This window comes from Bradyrhizobium sp. C9, assembly GCF_002532045.1.
In the GTDB taxonomy this organism is placed as follows: Bacteria; Pseudomonadota; Alphaproteobacteria; order Rhizobiales; family Xanthobacteraceae; genus Bradyrhizobium.
In genome coordinates this window covers 543,012-558,316 of the sequence record NZ_NWTG01000002.1, presented here as the reverse complement: position 1 = coordinate 558,316, position 15,305 = coordinate 543,012, and the positions used below count along the sequence as shown (strand labels likewise).

The window sequence follows — 15,305 nt, the reverse complement described above, 5'->3', positions numbered from 1 at the left end:
AGCCGGCCGGCGCTCGACATGTCGAGCCTGAGGCCTGCGCCTGTCACACCGGCGCGGTCTCTGCCGCGGTCATTTCCGCAGCCGGAAGCGCCGTCTCTTCGTCAATCGCTTCAGGAACAAGCGGCGGCGACTTGTGCTCTGGAAACACACTGAATTCGCCGGCTACCTCCTGGAGCGGCTTCTGCTTGTCGGCCCAGTGCAGGGCCGTGTAGTCGAAACCGTGCACGATGGTGGGTTTGACGACTTCGAAATAGGGCGAGATGTCGAAGTCGCGCGGCATGTACAGCGAGGAATCGCGGATGTGCAGGATCTCGCGGCGCGCCTTGCGGCTGGCGGCGCGCGTGATCTTGGGCAGGATCGGATAGCGCACGGCGTCGAACGCCTGCGCGATCAGCGCCGAGCAGATGATCTTGGTCGGATCGCCGGAGCCGAACGCGATCATCCGGCGCCGCCAGCGCTGCGGGATCGGCAGCGGAAACAGATAGCGCGCGAGATCGACGATGTTCTTGGTGTCGTAGCCGAAGCCGATGCGGTTGATGGCGTAGCGGCACACCGTGGTGCGGTCCTCGAAGGACAGCCCGACCGGCCGGCAAAGGCGGGTGTGATAGGACAGGTATTTCGACAGCGGCGCCGAGGTCACGCCTTCGCCGATATTGGCCTCGATCAGCACATGCTGTTCGCCGTCAGGCTCGAATGCGCCGTCGATCGGTCCGACGAACAGCGCGGCATGCGACCAGGTCGACTGCGTGAGGTATTTGATGATGCCGGAAATCCGGTTGTTGCCCTCGACCAGCAGCACATCGCCGGGCTGCATGATGCTCCGCAGATGGTCCGGGTCGCTCGGCGTGAACGGCTCGTAGCCGGGCACTTCCTTCGACAGGTACCCCGCGATCCATTTACCGACGGTATCGAGCACTACGCCCATGGATTCCCCCCAGCGGTTCTACGACCGCTTGTGTTCACTTAATCATGGTCGCAAGCCGTTGCAATTTAGTTCATGCCATCGGCGGATCAATCATGATTGATTTACCATGATGGTTGCTGCGGTCGGTGAGATGCGGCACAGTTCGCGAAGCGTTCCCATTCTCCGCAAGTCCCCGGAAACCATGCCAGAAGCTATGTCATGCCAGTGACCCGCCGCGATTTCCTGTCGGCGTCCGCAGCTCTCGCGCTGGCGCCCGTGCTGGGTGGCCGCCTTGTCGCTGCGCCGCTGCCGCGCGAGGCCGACATCGTCGTGATCGGCGCGGGTGCCGCGGGCATTGCCGCGGCGCGGCGGATCGCCGCCGCGCACCGCAAGGTGATCGTGGTGGAGGCGTCCGGCCAGATCGGCGGGCGCTGCCAGACCGATGCTACGACCTTCGACGTGCCGTTCGACCGCGGTGCGCGCTGGATGCACAATCCCGAAACCAATCCGATGATCCGGCTGGCGCGCTCCGCAGGTCTCGACATCGTCACGGCGCCCGCGGGCCAGAAGATTCGCATCGGCCGCCGCTACGCCCGCCCCGGCGAAACCGAGGAGTTTCTGGCGGCGCTGGTGCGCGCCAATCGCGCTATCGACGACGCCTCGCGCAAGGCCGATATCGCCTGCGCCGCGGCAATGCCGAAGGATCTCGGCGATTGGGCCGGCACCGCGGAATTCCTGCTCGGCGCCAATTTCAGCGGCAAGGATCTGAAGGACCTTTCGGCCGTCGACAAGGTGCGCGCGCAGGATCGCAACACCGCGATCGCCTGCCGGCAGGGGCTCGGCGCGCTGATCGCAAAACTCGGCGACGGGCTGCCATTGGCGCTGTCGACGCCGGCGCAGCGCATCCTGTGGAGCAACCGCGACGTGGTGGTCGAGACGGCATCCGGCAAGATCACCGCGCGCGCCGCGATCGTCACGGTGTCGAGCAACGTGCTGGCGAGCGGCAACATCAAGTTTGCGCCCGAGATCCCGAAGCGCACGCTCGACGCCGCCGCCAAGCTGACCCTCGGCAGCTACGATCGGATCGCATTGCAGATCCCCGGCAATCCGCTCGGGCTGTCGCGCGATGACGTCATCATCGAGCAGAGCAATTCGACCAAGACCGCGCTGCTCTACGGCAATATCGCGGGCTCCTCGCTGTGCACGATCGACGTCGCGGGCTCGTTCGGCCGCGACCTGTCCGCACAAGGCGAGAAGGCGATGACTGCTTTCGCGGTGGAGTGGCTGACCAAGCTCTATGGCAGCGAGGTCGGCGCTGCCGTGAAGAAGACCAGCACGACGCGCTGGAATGCACAGCCCTTCATCCTCGGCGCGATGTCGACGGCAGTACCCGGCGCGCAATTCTCCCGCAGGGTCCTGTCCGAGCCGATCGGCGCGATGTATCTCGCGGGCGAGGCCACCCACGAGACGCTGTGGGGCACGGTCGACGGCGCCTGGGAAAGCGGCGAGCGCGCCGCCGACGCCGCGCTGCGCAGGATCGGAGGGGCGAAGGATGCGACGCCGGAGCCCGCAGCGCCCGCCGCAAAACACAAGCGCCGCTCGCGGGCGCGCTCCGCCGAGCCGATGAATTGATGGTCGGGTGAGATCAGGCCGCGCTACTGGATGTATCGGCAAAGAGCTGCTGCATAACAGCTGTCGTCCCGGCGAAAGCCGGGACCCATAACCACAGGGTCGTGTCGTCGGAGTGAGATGTGGCCCCCGCGTCGTGCCGCCTCACACCGGCAGCTTCAGCTCCATCAGGTCCTTGGCGACCACGATGCGGCCCTTGAAATTCGTCTTCACGTCCCTGGTCCAGTCGTCGTCGGTGACATCAGGGTCGTCGCCGGGGACGAAATGGCTCAGCACCAACGTCTTCACGCCGGCGGTGGCTGCGATGCGGCCGACGTCCTCGGTCGAGGTGTGGCTATCGAGCAAATGCTTCTTCAGGGTCGCGCCGTTCTTGGTCTTTGCGACGAGGCGATCGACCGCCGGAATGTACAGGCATTCGTGCACCAGCACGTCGGCGCTCTTGGCGAACTCGGCAAGCTTCGGATTGTAGGCGGTGTCGCTGGAGAACACGATCGTGCCGTCCGGGGTCTCGAACTTGTAGGCGAAATTGTCGACGATGGGCGGATGCGGCGTGCGGAACGCGGTGACGGTGACATCGGGCGTCTTCAGCACCACGCCGTCGTCGGTGATGTCTTTGGCGATCAGCAGCTTGCGCGGGTCGGGCCGGCCTTCATCCGCAATCCGGGTCTCGACGTCGAACTTGTTCAGCTCCCAGTATTCCTTGGTCATCGCCTCGATGCCCTTGGGGCCGAACGAATGGATCGGCGTCGAGAGGCCGGCCGCCCAGCCGTTGTAGAACAGATTGCCGTATTCCAGATTGTGATCGGAATGGTGATGGCTGATGAAGATGTACTTCACGGACGGGATCGGCACGCCGGCATTGACCAGCTGCCGGCTGACGCCCATGCCGCAATCGATCACGAACGGCGTGTCGTTGACGACGACGAGATTGGCGGGGCTAGAGGCGCCGATGCCGACCCGCGGTCCGCCCTTGGTGCCGAGGAACACAATGCGTGTGCGCGGCTTCGTGCCCTGCGCGCGTACGCTGGGCGCTGCGAGCAGTGCAGCGCTGCCGAGCGCCAGTTTCAATGCATTGCGGCGATCGATCATGATGTTCCTCCCTCGTTCTTGTTCTGAACGCGACCCTAGCCGTCGCGCAAAATGCCATCAAGCGCCGGCAGGCCGACGATGACGGCCGCTGCAATCAGCGCGTAGCAGATCGCGCGAAACACCTGTTCGCTTGCCTTGCCGAACAGCGACGCGCCGAACCAGACGCCGATACCGTAGATCGGGCCGACGATCAGCGAGAACTTGATCGATTCGATCGTGATCAATCCGGTGAACCAGTAGCTGACCAGCGAGAAGAAATCCGAGGCGCCGAAGAACAGCACGATGTTGGCGCGCGAGATCACCGAGGAGATCGGGCGTCCCAGCCAGTAGGCGACGATCGGCGGGCCGCCGGTCTGCGCGAGCCCGCTGCAGAAACCGGACAGGCCGCCGACGCCAATCGAGAGCGCGGCGTGATCCTTGCCGTGGTAGCGCCAGCCGGACAGCAGCAGCACGAGCAGCGCCGCGACGAAGCAGGAGATGATCCAGCGCGTCGTCACCGGCTCGAGCACGGTCAGGAAATAGGTGCCGATGGGAACGCCGACCAGCGCGCCGGCGACCATCACCGCGGTCGCCTTGCGATCAGCATGGGTCCAGGCGTTCGGCAGCAGCGGCGTCGCGGCGACGAAATCGATGATGAGCAGCAGCGCCGCCACCAGCCGCGGCGCCGCGACGCTGCTCGCCAGCGGCATGAAGATCAGCGCCGACCCGAAGCCCGAAAGCCGCGCGCCGTGCCCGACACGAAGGCGATCGCGCAGATCGCAAGCGCGATGCTGGTCGAGATGTCGGAGGGAAGGAGGGAGAGGGAGGTCATGAGGAGCGTCTCTTACCTCGCCCCGCTTGCGGGGAGAGGTCGAAATTCAGGCACAGCTTGAATTTCGGATGAGGGGGGTCTCCGCAAAAGCAACTATCACCGTACACGTGGAGAAAGCCCCTCACCCCAACCCTCTCCCCGCAAGAGCGTGGCGAGGGAGCAATCCGTCACCCGCGTCAGCTCACGCCCGCAGCGTGCCACCGGTCCTCTTCGTAACCTCGGCGACGACCTTGCCGGCGACGGCGTCGATCTCCTGGTCGGTCATCGTTTTCTCGCGCGGCTGGATCGTCACGGCGATTGCGATCGACTTCTTGTCGGGATCGATGCCCTTGCCTTCGTAGACGTCGAACACGGTCACGTCGGTGATCAGCTTCTTGTCGACATTCTGCGCCGCGCGGACGATGTCGCCGGCCTTGACGCTGCGGTCGACGATGAAGGCGAAGTCGCGCGACACCGGCTGGAACGCCGAGAGCTCCTGCACCGGCTTGGCGCGCGTCGCTCTCTGCTTGCCTTGCGGGATGCGCTCGAGGATCACCTCGAACACGATCATCGGACCGTCGGCGCCGAGCGCCTCGGCTACGCGGGGATGCAGTTCGCCGAAATAGCCGAGCACGTTCTGTGGGCCGATCTGGATGGTGCCGGAACGTCCCGGATGCAGCCAGGCGGGACCGCCCGGCACGATCTGCAGCGCCTGCATCGGTGCGCCGGCGGCTGCCAGCACGGCGAAGGCGTCGGCCTTGGCATCCATCGCATCGGCCGTCGTCGAGCCGGTCCAGTGCCGCCCGATCCCCTTCGACGAAGCGTAGCCATGGCGTACGCCCGAAGCAGCGACGAGCTGATCCTCCGGCCGGTCGCCGCGGAACACCTGGCCGACCTCGAATAGCGCGACATCGGGATAGCCGCGGTTGATGTTGGCTTGAGCCGCCCCGACGAGGCCGGGCAGCAGGCTCGGCCGCATGTCGGAGAGATCGGCCGCGATCGGGTTGGCGAGCACGAGTTCGCTCTGGCCGCCGCCGAACAGTTTTGCCGCGTCATTGGTGATGAACGACCAGGTCACGGCCTCTACCAGGCCGCGGACGCCCAGCGCGCGCTTGGCGCGGCGGGTGCGTTGCTGCATCGGCGTCAGCACCGGCTTGCGCGGCTCCTCGCCACGCTCGAACGGCGTCATCGGCACCTTGTCGACGCCGACGATACGCACGATCTCCTCGACGATGTCGGCCTTGCCCTGCACATCGGTGCGCCAGGACGGAACGGCGACCTTCACGACGGGGCCGGTGCCGGCCAGCATGAAGCCGAGCCGGGTCAGGATCAGCTTCACCTCGACCAGCGGCACCTCGATGCCGGCGAGACGCTTGACCTCGGCGAGCGGGAAATCGATGACGCGATCCTCGCCGAACTGCTTGCCGACCACGACGTCCTCGGACGGCGTGCCACCGCACAGCTCCAGCACCAGCTTGGTCGCGAGCTCGAGCCCGGGCACCATGAAGGCCGGATCGACGCCGCGCTCGAAGCGGTAGCGGGCGTCCGAATTGATGCCGAGCTTGCGGCCGGTCTGGGCGATGTTGATCTCGTTCCACAGCGCCGATTCGATCAGCACGTCGGTGGTGTTGTCGTCGCAGCCCGAGGCTTCGCCGCCCATGATGCCGGCCAGCGATTCGACGCCGTGCTCATCGGCAATCACGCAGACATTGCTGTCGAGCGTGTAGGTGCGGCCGTCGAGCGCGAGCAGGGTCTCGCCGTCTTTGGCGCGGCGGACGGTGAGATTACCCGTCACCTTCTTCGCGTCGAACACGTGCAGCGGCCGCGCGCGGTCGTAGGTCATGAAGTTGGTGATGTCGACCAGCGCGTTGATCGGGCGCAGGCCGATCGAGGTCAGCCGCTTCTGCAGCCATTCCGGCGACGGCCCGTTCTTGACGCCGCGCACCAGGCGCAGCGCGAAGCCCGGACACAGCGCGGCGTCTTCCACCTTGACCTGAACCGGGCAGGGGAATTCGCCTTTGATTTGCTTGATGCCCGGGTCCTTGAACTTGCCCATGTCGGCGGCGGACAGATCGCGCGCGATGCCGTGCACGCCGGTGCAGTCCTGCCGGTTCGGCGTCAAATTGATCTCGATGACGGGATCGCCGAGCGCGGCCCATTCGGCATAGCCCTTGCCGAGCGGCGCATCCGCCGGCAGCTCCATGATGCCGTCGTGGTCTTCCGAGATCTGCAGTTCGGCCGCCGAGCACAGCATGCCGCGGCTCTCGACGCCGCGGATGGTGCCGATGCCGAGCGTGATGTCCTTGCCCGGGATGTAGGTGCCGGGCGGCGAGAACACGCTGATCAGCCCTGCCCGCGCATTCGGCGCACCGCACACCACCTGCACCGGCGCACCGCCGTCGCCGGTGTCGACCATGCAGACGCGCAGCCGGTCGGCATTCGGATGCTGCTCGGCCGAGATCACGCGCGCGATGGTGAACGGCGCGAGCTGCTTCGCCTTGTCCTCGATGTTCTCGACCTCAAGCCCGATCATGGTGAGCTTGTCGGCGAGCTTGTCGAGCGGCTCGTCGGTCTCGAGATGTTCCTTCAGCCAGGAGAGGGTGAACTTCATGGCTGCATGCCTCGGTTCTTGTTGGTGGTTACAGACTTATCTTGCTCGGTCTCTCCGTTCCCTCCCCCCTTGTGGGGGAGGGGCAGGGAGGGGGGTAAGCCGCTTGCTCCGACCCGAGTCGCCTCGCGGATCGCTTCTACGACGCCTTCCAGATTCGACATCACCTGCTCGTTGGTAAAGCGGAGAACACGAAATCCCTCGGCGACGAAGAAAGCGTCGCGGCGTTGGTCCGCTTTCTGACGCTCGTCGAAATCATGCGACTCGCCGTCGAGTTCGATGACGAGGCTCGCGGAGAAGCAGACGAAGTCGACGACGTAATTCTTGATCGGCGCTTGACGACGAAATCCGATGCCGTCCATTCGATTGGCCTTCAGGTGACGCCACAGCAGCGTTTCGGCGCGCGTCATCGTCTGGCGAAGCTGCTTCGCTCTGTTGCGCTGACGTTCGCTGACGACTGCGTGCGGCATCCTGGGCTACCCCCCTCCCTGACCCTCCCCCACAAGGGGGGAGGGAACGGAGAGAGTCTTTGATCGGCCCGATGATCCAACCACCAAGCTCACGTACTCAATCCTCCCGCGATCGTCGGGATGTCGAGCGGCTTGAAGCCGTAGTGGTTCAGCCAGCGGATGTCGTTCTCGAACAGCTGGCGGAGGTCGGCGATGCCGTATTTCAGCATCGCGATGCGGTCGATGCCCATGCCCCAGGCAAAGCCCTGGTAGACGTCGGGATCGATGCCACAAGCGCGCAGCACGTTCGGGTGCACCATGCCGCAGCCGAGAATCTCCATCCAGTCCTCGCCCTCGCCGAAGCGAATCTCGCCCTTGTCGCGGCGGCACTGGATGTCGACCTCGAGCGACGGCTCGGTGAACGGGAAGAACGACGGCCGGAACCGCATGTTGATGTGGTCGACCTCGAAGAACGCCTTGCAGAACTCGTGCAGGATCCATTTGAGATGGCCGAGATGCGAGCCCTTGTCGATCACGAGGCCTTCGACCTGGTGGAATTGCGGCGTGTGGGTCGCGTCGGAGTCGATGCGATAGGTGCGGCCCGGGCAAATGACGCGGATCGGCGGCTTCTGGCTCAGCATGGTACGCACCTGCACCGGCGAGGTGTGGGTGCGCAACAGCATGCGCGTGCCGTCCTCCTTCGGATTGAAGAAGAAGGTGTCGTGCATTTCGCGGGCCGGATGGCCGATCGGGAAGTTCAGTTTTGTAAAGTTGTAGTCGTCGGTCTCGATGTCGGGACCTTCGGCGACCGCAAAGCCCATATCGGCGAAGATCGTGGTGAGCTCGTCCCAGACCTGGCTCAGCGGATGGATGCGGCCGGTCTCCGCCGGCGTCTCGCGCAGCGGCAGCGTGACGTCGATGGTCTCGGCGGCGAGGCGTGCATCGAGCGCGGCCGCCTTCAGCACGTCGCGCTTTGCCGCGAGCGCCTGCGTCACCGCGTCCTTGGCGAGGTTGATCTTCGCGCCTTCGGTCTTGCGCTCCTCCGGCGACATCTTGCCGAGGGTGGCGAGAAGCGCCGAGATCGAGCCCTTCTTGCCGAGCGCCGAGACGCGCACCGCCTCGAGGGCGGCCTCGTCAGCGGCCGAAGCGATCTGGTCGAGGATGGATGTTTCGAGCGTTGCGAGGTCGGACACGGTCAATTCCTGCGCTGAGCATGATCCGGCGGGAAGAGCCGGCTTCCGAACCATGCGCCAAAATTCGGCTGGGTTGTCGCCGCCCGAAGGCCGTAACGTCAAGCAAAAAGCCGGTCATTTCGGGCTTGTGGCGGGCAGCATTGAACCTCGCGCGGAGGCCGGGCTACCCAAGGGGAGTTCAAGGAGCCCACGCGATGTTGCTGCGATCTTGCCTGGCCGTGCCGGCAGTCCTGTTCATGCTCGGCACGGCGCATGCCGCGACCGAGGAATGTCCCGCCAAATCGACCCAGATGGATGACATCATCGCGGTGCTGGAGAAGGCGCCCAGCTGCAACCGTGCGATGAAGATCTTCGAGGCGTGCGAATACGGCGCCAGCGGCGACGTCCAGTTCGGTGCCGTGGTCGAGAAGAAATGCGAGGCGGACTTCCTGTCCGGCCTCAAGGGCGCGCCGAAGCGGGCGTACCGGCACGAGATGCAGGTCTGCGACCGCAAGTACCGGAATGAATCCGGCACCATGTATATCTCGTTTACGGCGTTCTGCCGGGCGCAGGTCGCCCAGCGCTATTCGCAGAAGGCGCTGAAAACGGGCGCCAAGGCCCGCTAGAGCGCCCGCCAGGATCAGGCTGCGAGCGCGGCCTTGGCCTTCTCGGCGATCGCCTGGAACGCAACCGGCTCGTGGATCGCGAGATCCGACAGCACCTTGCGGTCGACGACGACGCCCGACTTGGACAGGCCGTTGATGAACACGCTGTAGGTCATACCGAACGGACGAACCGCAGCGTTGATGCGCTGGATCCAGAGCGCGCGGAAGGTGCGCTTCTTGCGCTTGCGGTCGCGGAAGGCGTACTGGCCGGCCTTTTCGACGGCCTGCTTGGCAGTGCGGATGGTGTTCTTGCGGCGGCCGTAATAGCCCTTGGCGGCCTTGAAGACTTTCTTGTGCTTGGCGTGAGAGGTCACACCGCGTTTGACGCGAGACATGACTGGTATCCTTGAGATCTAGAAGAAGTGACGGGGCGCCGCGCGTGACGCGGCCGGGTTCAAGCAGATGAGCGCGATCAGGCGTTCGGCAAGAAGTACTTCTTGACGTTGTCGCCGTCGGTCTTGAACAGCACGCGGGTGCCGCGGAGCTGACGGATCTGCTTCTTCGTCCGCTTGATCATGCCGTGGCGCTTGCCGCGCTGGGCGTGCATGACTTTGCCAGTGGCGGTCACCTTGAAGCGCTTTTTAGCGCCCGACTTGGTCTTCAACTTGGGCATTTAGCTCTCCTGTCGCCCAACACGAATATCGCCCAAAGAGGCGTTCGGCCGGCTAAAATGCTCGTTAGAGCGTTGAAAGTGCTATGGTTTTTTCCGAATTGAAAGAACCTGCACTGAACGTCGCCACGGCAGCCCTTGATCAGCCGGGCGGCGAAGGCCCGGCTTATGACAGAGGATCGGCAGTTTTGCAACGTTTGAGGCGGCAAATCGCGGCCGGCTCGGCCTTCTCGTTCCCCTGACAGGTCGGGATGAGGCTCAGCCGCGGGCGCCGCTCCATCCGGGCTACGGGAGCCCCTCAGACGTGAAACGGCCCGCCAGAGGTCTGGCGGGCCGTTCCACTTCAACAAAGCGACAAACTCGAATTAGCGCGGCGCCAGCACCATCACGACCTGGCGGCCTTCGAACCTCGCGTCCTGCTCGACCTTGGCGAACTCGGCAACGTCGGCCTTCACCTTGTCCAAGAGCTTGGTGCCGATCTCCTGGTGCGCCATCTCACGACCGCGGTAGCGCAAGGTGATCTTGACCTTGTCGCCTTCCTCGAAGAAGCGCTGCATTGCGCGCATCTTCACGTCATAGTCGTGATCGTCGATCATCGGGCGGAGCTTGATCTCCTTGATCTCGACGACCTTCTGCTTCTTGCGAGCTTCGGCGGCCTTCTTCTGCGCGGAATATTTGTACTTGCCGTAGTCCATGATCTTGCAGACCGGAGGACTGACATTCGGCGAAATCTCGACGAGGTCCATGCCGGCTTCCATGGCCAACTTGATGGCCACCATGGTTTCGACGGTGCCCTGGTTGACACCATCGGCATCGATCAGCTGGATCTGCGCGTTGCGAATCTCATCATTGGTGCGCGGCCCGTCTTTTGCGACTGTGGGCGGGGCTCTATTGGGACGGCGAATGGGTAACTCTCCAAAGTTGTGAAAGGGAAGGCGGATATTTTGAAGCAAGACGCTGCCACGGGCAAGCGAACTCGCTCTTTTACGCGGCAAAACCGTCAATTGCGAGGCATTTTGGCCACGCCCGGCACATATAGCGGGCACGCCTGCTCTGCAAGGCGGGCTTGCTGCCGTTGACCGCTGCCGCGCCGCGATTGAAAACCAGATCTCTGACACGCGAGTGACCGAACCATGAGCCAAACCACCGCATCCGAGCAGGAACCCGCCTTCATCGAGGTCGGCGAGGGCCGCGGGGCACGCCGGATCGCGGTGCGCGCCCGGGTTGGGAGTGGCCCCGGCAGCGCAAGTGGCGCGCCGGGCCTGGTCTGGCTCGGCGGCTTCAAGTCCGACATGACCGGCACCAAGGCGATCGCGCTCGATGCATGGGCCGCCGAGCATGGCCGTAGCTGCGTCAGGTTCGACTATTCCGGTCACGGCGAGTCCAGCGGCGAGTTCGCCGACGGCACCATCGGCCGTTGGCTCGAGGAGAGCTTTGCTGTGTTCTCGCAGTTCTGCCGCGGGCCGCAGGTCGTGATCGGGTCCTCGATGGGCGGTTGGATGGCGTTGCTGTTGGCGCGCGAGATCATGCGTCGCGGAGGCGGTAGCGCTTCACTTGCCGGCCTCGTGCTGATCGCGCCGGCGCCCGACTTCACCGAGGAATTGATGTGGAAGGGCTTCTCGCCGGAGATCCGCGCCGAGATCGAGACCAAGGGCGTCTGGCTCAGGCCATCCGACTATGGCGACGGCTCGCCCTATCCGATCACCCGCAACCTGATCGAGGAGGGCCGCAACCACCTTCTGCTCGGCAGCAAGATCGACGTCGGCTGCCCCGTGCGCATCCTGCAGGGCGCGCAGGATCCCGACGTGCCGTGGAAGCACGCCTTCGCGCTGGTGCATCGGCTGCCGGCCGAGGACGTGGTGCTGACCATGATCCAGGACGGCGATCACCGCCTGTCGCGTCCGCAGGACATCGCGCGGATCATCGCCGCGGTGGCGGAGATCGGCTAAGCTCCCTTCACAGGGAGAAGCCAATGGACACAACAACGATGCTGCGCGCATTCTGCGACGCGGTCGAACAGCGCGACGGCAAGGCCTTCGCGAGCCTCTTCACCGAGGACGGCGTCTATCACGACGTGTTCTATGGCGCGTTCGAGGGCCACGCCAGAATCGCCGCGATGATCGACGACTGGTTCTACCGGACCGCGACCGATTTCCGCTGGGTGATGCACGATCCCGTCAGCGACGGCACAACGCTCTACGCGCGCTACACGTTCAGCTACCGCTCGACCCTGCCGGAGGCCAAGGGCGCGCGTGCGATGTTCGAGGGCGTCGCGATCATGCGGCTGCGCGACGGCAAGATCACGGAGTATCACGAGGTCGCCAACACCGCGCCGGCCTTCGTCGATTTGAACTTCGCGCCGGAGCGGATCGCCAAGATCGTCGGCAAGCAGGGTGCCGCGCTGAGGGCGCGGCCGGAGATGAAGCGGCATCTCACGTAGAATCGTCATTCCGGGCGCGCGCCGAGAGGCGCGCCTTCAGCTCCGCAATTGCGCACCGGGAATGACGACGGTGAAGAGGCCTACGGCGGCGGCGGATTGCTCATCGGCTTGCGCTGGGCCAGCGCGGCCACGGTCGACGTGCCGATCGGGCCCTGCTCGTCATAGAGCCAGCACTCGCCGATCGCGATGCCGTCTGTCGCGTGATGGTTGACCACCTCGAAGCCGATCCAGTTGCTCACCGGCAACCGGTGCAGATAGATCGTGACGTCGCTGTTGATGTAGCCGAGGCCCTGGTCGCCGGCGTTGGCGAAGGGGCTCGCGAAATCCGCGCCGGTCGCGACATGGACGAACGGCGTCATCTTGACGCCCGCGACGAGCTCTCGGACTTCGCTCATCCAGAGCCTGCGCTCACCGAGCGAACCCATGTGACCAATGATCGGCCGTGTCTCCCATTTGCCGTTCATGCCGAGCCTGGGATCAGCGGGCTTCGGAATGTCCGCGGGCGCCGGCACCTGCCAGTTCGGCGGCGACCACACATTGCCGGGCGCATTTTCCGTCTTGCGCAACAACTGGCAGGAGGCACGCGCCATGCTGGTGCCGCCGGAGACGAACTCGGCCTCGATCACCTTGATACGGAGCCCATCGCGCACGAGCCTGGTCGTCACCTCGACCGGCGTTGTGATGTTGGGCAGCCGGAACATGTCGACCGTGAGCCGCGCGGGGACGAAATCATCGGAGCCGTGGCGCTCCTCGATGACGAATCCGAGCAGGCCGATCACAACGCGGCCGTGCATCGATTCCGGGCTCCACGGACCGTTCGCAACTGACGTCGGCATGAAGCCGTCGCCATGTCTGGTGAAGAAAGGCTGGTTTGTCATGGTCCGCGACCATGACGGGAACGGCGCGATGAAATCAAGAGGCGGCTGCCGCGCGCCACTCCTGCTGCACGCTGATATCGGGCTCGCCGCCGGCGCGTGACGCCAGCGCCGCGAACGCATCGCGGGCGATCAGCTGCGACAGCGCCCACACCGCCGCGCCGCGCACCAGCGGGCTTGCGTCGTCGAGCAAACGCAGCGCTTCGGCGGCGAGGTTGGCATCGCCGGAATTGCCGATTGCGATCAGCACATTGCGGATGAAGCGGTCGCGGCCGATGCGCTTGACCGGCGATTTCGTGAACAGCGCGCGAAAAGCTGCATCGTCGAGCCGCGCGAGATCGGCGAGCGCGGGCGCGCGCAACGCGTCGCGCGCTGCAAGTTTCTGCTCGCGTCCCGCCATCGCGAACTTGTTCCACGGACACACCGCGAGGCAATCGTCGCAGCCATAGATGCGGTTGCCGATGGACTTGCGGAATTCGTGCGGGATCGGACCTTTGTTCTCGATCGTCAGATACGAGATGCAACGCCGTGCATCGAGCTTGTAGGGGGCGGGAAACGCCGCGGTCGGACAGATGTCCTGGCAGGCGCGGCAGCTGCCGCAATGATCCGCTTCGCCTTCATCGCGCGGCAGCTCGGTTGCGGAATAGATCGCGCCGAGAAACAGCCACGAGCCGAATTCGCGCGACACCAGATTGGTGTGCTTGCCCTGCCAGCCGATGCCTGCGGCTTGTGCGAGCGGCTTCTCCATCACCGCGGCGGTGTCGACGAACACCTTCACCTCTTCGCCGGTCGCCGCAGCGAGCCAGCGTGCGAGCGTCTTCAGCCGCTTCTTGATCACGTCGTGATAATCGTCGCCCTGCGCATAGACCGAGATCGCGCCGTGCGACCGGCGCGCGAGAATTTTGAGCGGATCGTCGTCGGGCCCATAATTGACGCCGAGCATGACGATCGAGCGCACGCCACCCCACAGCACGCGCGGGTCGGTGCGCCGCTCCGGATTGGCCGCGAGCCAGTCCATCTCGCCATGGCCGCCGGAGCCGAGGAATTCCAGAAAATATTGTCCTGCTTCGCGCGTCGCATCAGGCGTGGTGAAGCCGACGGCATCGAAGCCGAGTGCGCGCGCCTCGCGCCCAAGCGCCGCCTTGAGATCGGACGGAGAGAGCCGGGCCGCCTGGTTCAGAAGTCGAGGTCCACATAGGTGCGCGACGCCGGCACCCCCGCCAGCCATTCGCTGAGCAGCGGGCGGAACGACGGCCGGGATTTCACCCGCGCGTACCACGCCTTTGCCGCGTCGTCCTCGCTCCATGGCACATCGCCCAGATAGTCGATCGCCGAGAGATGCGCCGCGGCGGCGAGGTCCGCGTAGGTGAGGCGGTCGCCGGCGAGATAGTTCCGCGTCTTCGCCAGCCAGCCGATGTAGCTCAGATGATAGCGCACATTGACCTTGGCGGCGCGCATGATGTCGGGCGCCGGCGGGCCGCCGCCATTGTCCTCGCTCATGAAGCGCTTGTAGATCCGCTCGGTCACCAGCGGGTTGGAGGCTTCCTCGAAGAACTTCTCGTTGAACCACGCCATCAGCCGGCGCACCTCGACGCGCTCGGCCGTCGAGGTCGGCAGCAGCCGCCGCTCGCCGGCATCGAGGCCGTGCGTCTCGTCGACATATTCGGCGATGATGGGTGCACCCGGAATCGGCGGAAAGCCCTCGGCGATCAGGACCGGCGTGTTTGCCGCCGGATTGAGCGCCAGGAACGCCTCGCGCCGCTCCCAGACCCGTTCCTCCACCAGGCGCAGATCGAGGCCATACTCGCCGAGCACGAGGCGAATGAAGCGCGAATGCGGACAGAACGGATGGTGATACAGCGTATACATGAAGCCCTTGGTAGTGTCGTGGCGCTTAAGAAACCATCAACCTGTGTGACCTGACCTGTGAATTGGCCGGACCAGTTCCGCTCGTCTCTATGTCGCGTCGGCGCGGGTAGCCGCCCCCGCGGATGGTGCGGGTCACGAAAACGCTATAGCCCAGCAAATCGGCCGGGTAACCCATTGTTTGACGATTCTTTGCGATTGCGGCCTA

16 protein-coding genes and 1 pseudogene are annotated in these 15,305 nt (G+C 64.9%); 5 read left to right on the top strand and 12 right to left on the bottom strand.

The annotated features are described in order from the left end of the window. Window positions 1–43: 43 nt before the first annotated feature. Window positions 44–925, bottom strand: a complete 882-nt coding sequence (locus CO675_RS07495; protein WP_245452659.1) for a YiiX/YebB-like N1pC/P60 family cysteine hydrolase — start codon at window positions 923–925, stop codon at window positions 44–46. 198 nt (window positions 926–1,123) lie between these two features. Here CO675_RS07495 and CO675_RS07490 point away from each other — a divergent pair, with 198 nt between their 5' ends. Then, on the top strand, window positions 1,124–2,536 hold the full coding sequence (locus CO675_RS07490) for a flavin monoamine oxidase family protein (RefSeq protein ID WP_097671356.1): 1,413 nt from the start codon (window positions 1,124–1,126) through the stop codon (window positions 2,534–2,536). A gap of 141 nt (window positions 2,537–2,677) precedes the next feature. Here CO675_RS07490 and CO675_RS07485 read toward each other — a convergent pair whose 3' ends face one another. From CO675_RS07485 to pheS, 5 genes and pseudogenes are all read right to left on the bottom strand, one after another. Next, a complete protein-coding gene (locus CO675_RS07485; RefSeq protein ID WP_097671355.1) occupies window positions 2,678–3,622 on the bottom strand; it encodes an MBL fold metallo-hydrolase in 945 nt (314 codons plus the stop codon). A gap of 35 nt (window positions 3,623–3,657) precedes the next feature. Further along, window positions 3,658–4,433, bottom strand: a pseudogene (locus CO675_RS07480) (sulfite exporter TauE/SafE family protein). Window positions 4,434–4,614: 181 nt separating this feature from the next. Beyond that, window positions 4,615–7,023 (bottom strand): phenylalanine--tRNA ligase subunit beta, encoded by a 2,409-nt coding sequence (gene pheT / locus CO675_RS07475; RefSeq protein ID WP_097671354.1) that lies wholly within the window; start codon window positions 7,021–7,023, stop codon window positions 4,615–4,617. Then, window positions 7,020–7,490 carry an endonuclease domain-containing protein gene (locus tag CO675_RS07470; RefSeq protein WP_097671353.1) on the bottom strand — a complete coding sequence of 157 codons (471 nt, stop codon included), beginning with the start codon at window positions 7,488–7,490 and terminating at the stop codon, window positions 7,020–7,022. Before CO675_RS07470 ends, pheT begins: the two co-directional genes overlap by 4 nt. Before the next feature lie 89 nt (window positions 7,491–7,579). Further along, a complete protein-coding gene (pheS, locus tag CO675_RS07465) occupies window positions 7,580–8,662 on the bottom strand; it encodes a phenylalanine--tRNA ligase subunit alpha (protein WP_092126383.1) in 1,083 nt (360 codons plus the stop codon). A 194-nt stretch (window positions 8,663–8,856) separates the two neighbouring features. Between pheS and CO675_RS07460 the strand changes: the two genes are divergently transcribed. Next, a complete protein-coding gene (locus CO675_RS07460) occupies window positions 8,857–9,267 on the top strand; it encodes a hypothetical protein (protein ID WP_198964522.1) in 411 nt (136 codons plus the stop codon). Window positions 9,268–9,281: 14 nt separating this feature from the next. Here CO675_RS07460 and rplT read toward each other — a convergent pair whose 3' ends face one another. Further along, window positions 9,282–9,641: a 50S ribosomal protein L20 gene (gene rplT / locus CO675_RS07455; RefSeq protein WP_029081033.1), complete on the bottom strand. Its 360-nt coding sequence runs from the start codon at window positions 9,639–9,641 to the stop codon at window positions 9,282–9,284. 77 nt (window positions 9,642–9,718) lie between these two features. Next, complete coding sequence (rpmI, locus tag CO675_RS07450) at window positions 9,719–9,919, bottom strand: 50S ribosomal protein L35 (protein WP_008539890.1); 201 nt, start codon at window positions 9,917–9,919, stop codon at window positions 9,719–9,721. 83 nt (window positions 9,920–10,002) lie between these two features. On the opposite strand from rpmI, the gene CO675_RS40410 reads away from it, so the two are divergent. Further along, complete coding sequence (locus CO675_RS40410; protein WP_158231195.1) at window positions 10,003–10,158, top strand: hypothetical protein; 156 nt, start codon at window positions 10,003–10,005, stop codon at window positions 10,156–10,158. A 123-nt stretch (window positions 10,159–10,281) separates the two neighbouring features. On the opposite strand, the gene infC is transcribed toward CO675_RS40410, so the two are convergent. Beyond that, window positions 10,282–10,821, bottom strand: a complete 540-nt coding sequence (gene infC, locus CO675_RS07445; protein WP_097671437.1) for a translation initiation factor IF-3 — start codon at window positions 10,819–10,821, stop codon at window positions 10,282–10,284. 228 nt (window positions 10,822–11,049) lie between these two features. Here infC and CO675_RS07440 point away from each other — a divergent pair, with 228 nt between their 5' ends. Both CO675_RS07440 and CO675_RS07435 read left to right on the top strand, forming a co-directional pair. Next, window positions 11,050–11,865: an alpha/beta hydrolase gene (locus tag CO675_RS07440; RefSeq protein WP_097671352.1), complete on the top strand. Its 816-nt coding sequence runs from the start codon at window positions 11,050–11,052 to the stop codon at window positions 11,863–11,865. 23 nt (window positions 11,866–11,888) lie between these two features. Beyond that, window positions 11,889–12,356, top strand: coding sequence for a nuclear transport factor 2 family protein (locus tag CO675_RS07435; protein WP_097671351.1), 468 nt, complete (start codon window positions 11,889–11,891; stop codon window positions 12,354–12,356). Between the two features lie 80 nt (window positions 12,357–12,436). On the opposite strand, the gene CO675_RS07430 is transcribed toward CO675_RS07435, so the two are convergent. Genes CO675_RS07430 through CO675_RS07420 form a run of 3 tightly spaced genes read right to left on the bottom strand, consistent with a single transcriptional unit; the run spans window position 12,437 to window position 15,100 of the window. Then, entirely contained in the window at window positions 12,437–13,234 is a 798-nt protein-coding gene (locus CO675_RS07430) for an acyl-CoA thioesterase domain-containing protein (protein ID WP_097671350.1), read from the bottom strand. A 34-nt stretch (window positions 13,235–13,268) separates the two neighbouring features. Beyond that, on the bottom strand, window positions 13,269–14,459 hold the full coding sequence (queG, locus tag CO675_RS07425; RefSeq protein WP_097671349.1) for a tRNA epoxyqueuosine(34) reductase QueG: 1,191 nt from the start codon (window positions 14,457–14,459) through the stop codon (window positions 13,269–13,271). Beyond that, entirely contained in the window at window positions 14,408–15,100 is a 693-nt protein-coding gene (locus CO675_RS07420) for a glutathione S-transferase family protein (RefSeq protein WP_097671348.1), read from the bottom strand. The genes queG and CO675_RS07420 overlap by 52 nt, the downstream gene beginning before the upstream one ends. Window positions 15,101–15,305 lie beyond the last annotated feature (205 nt).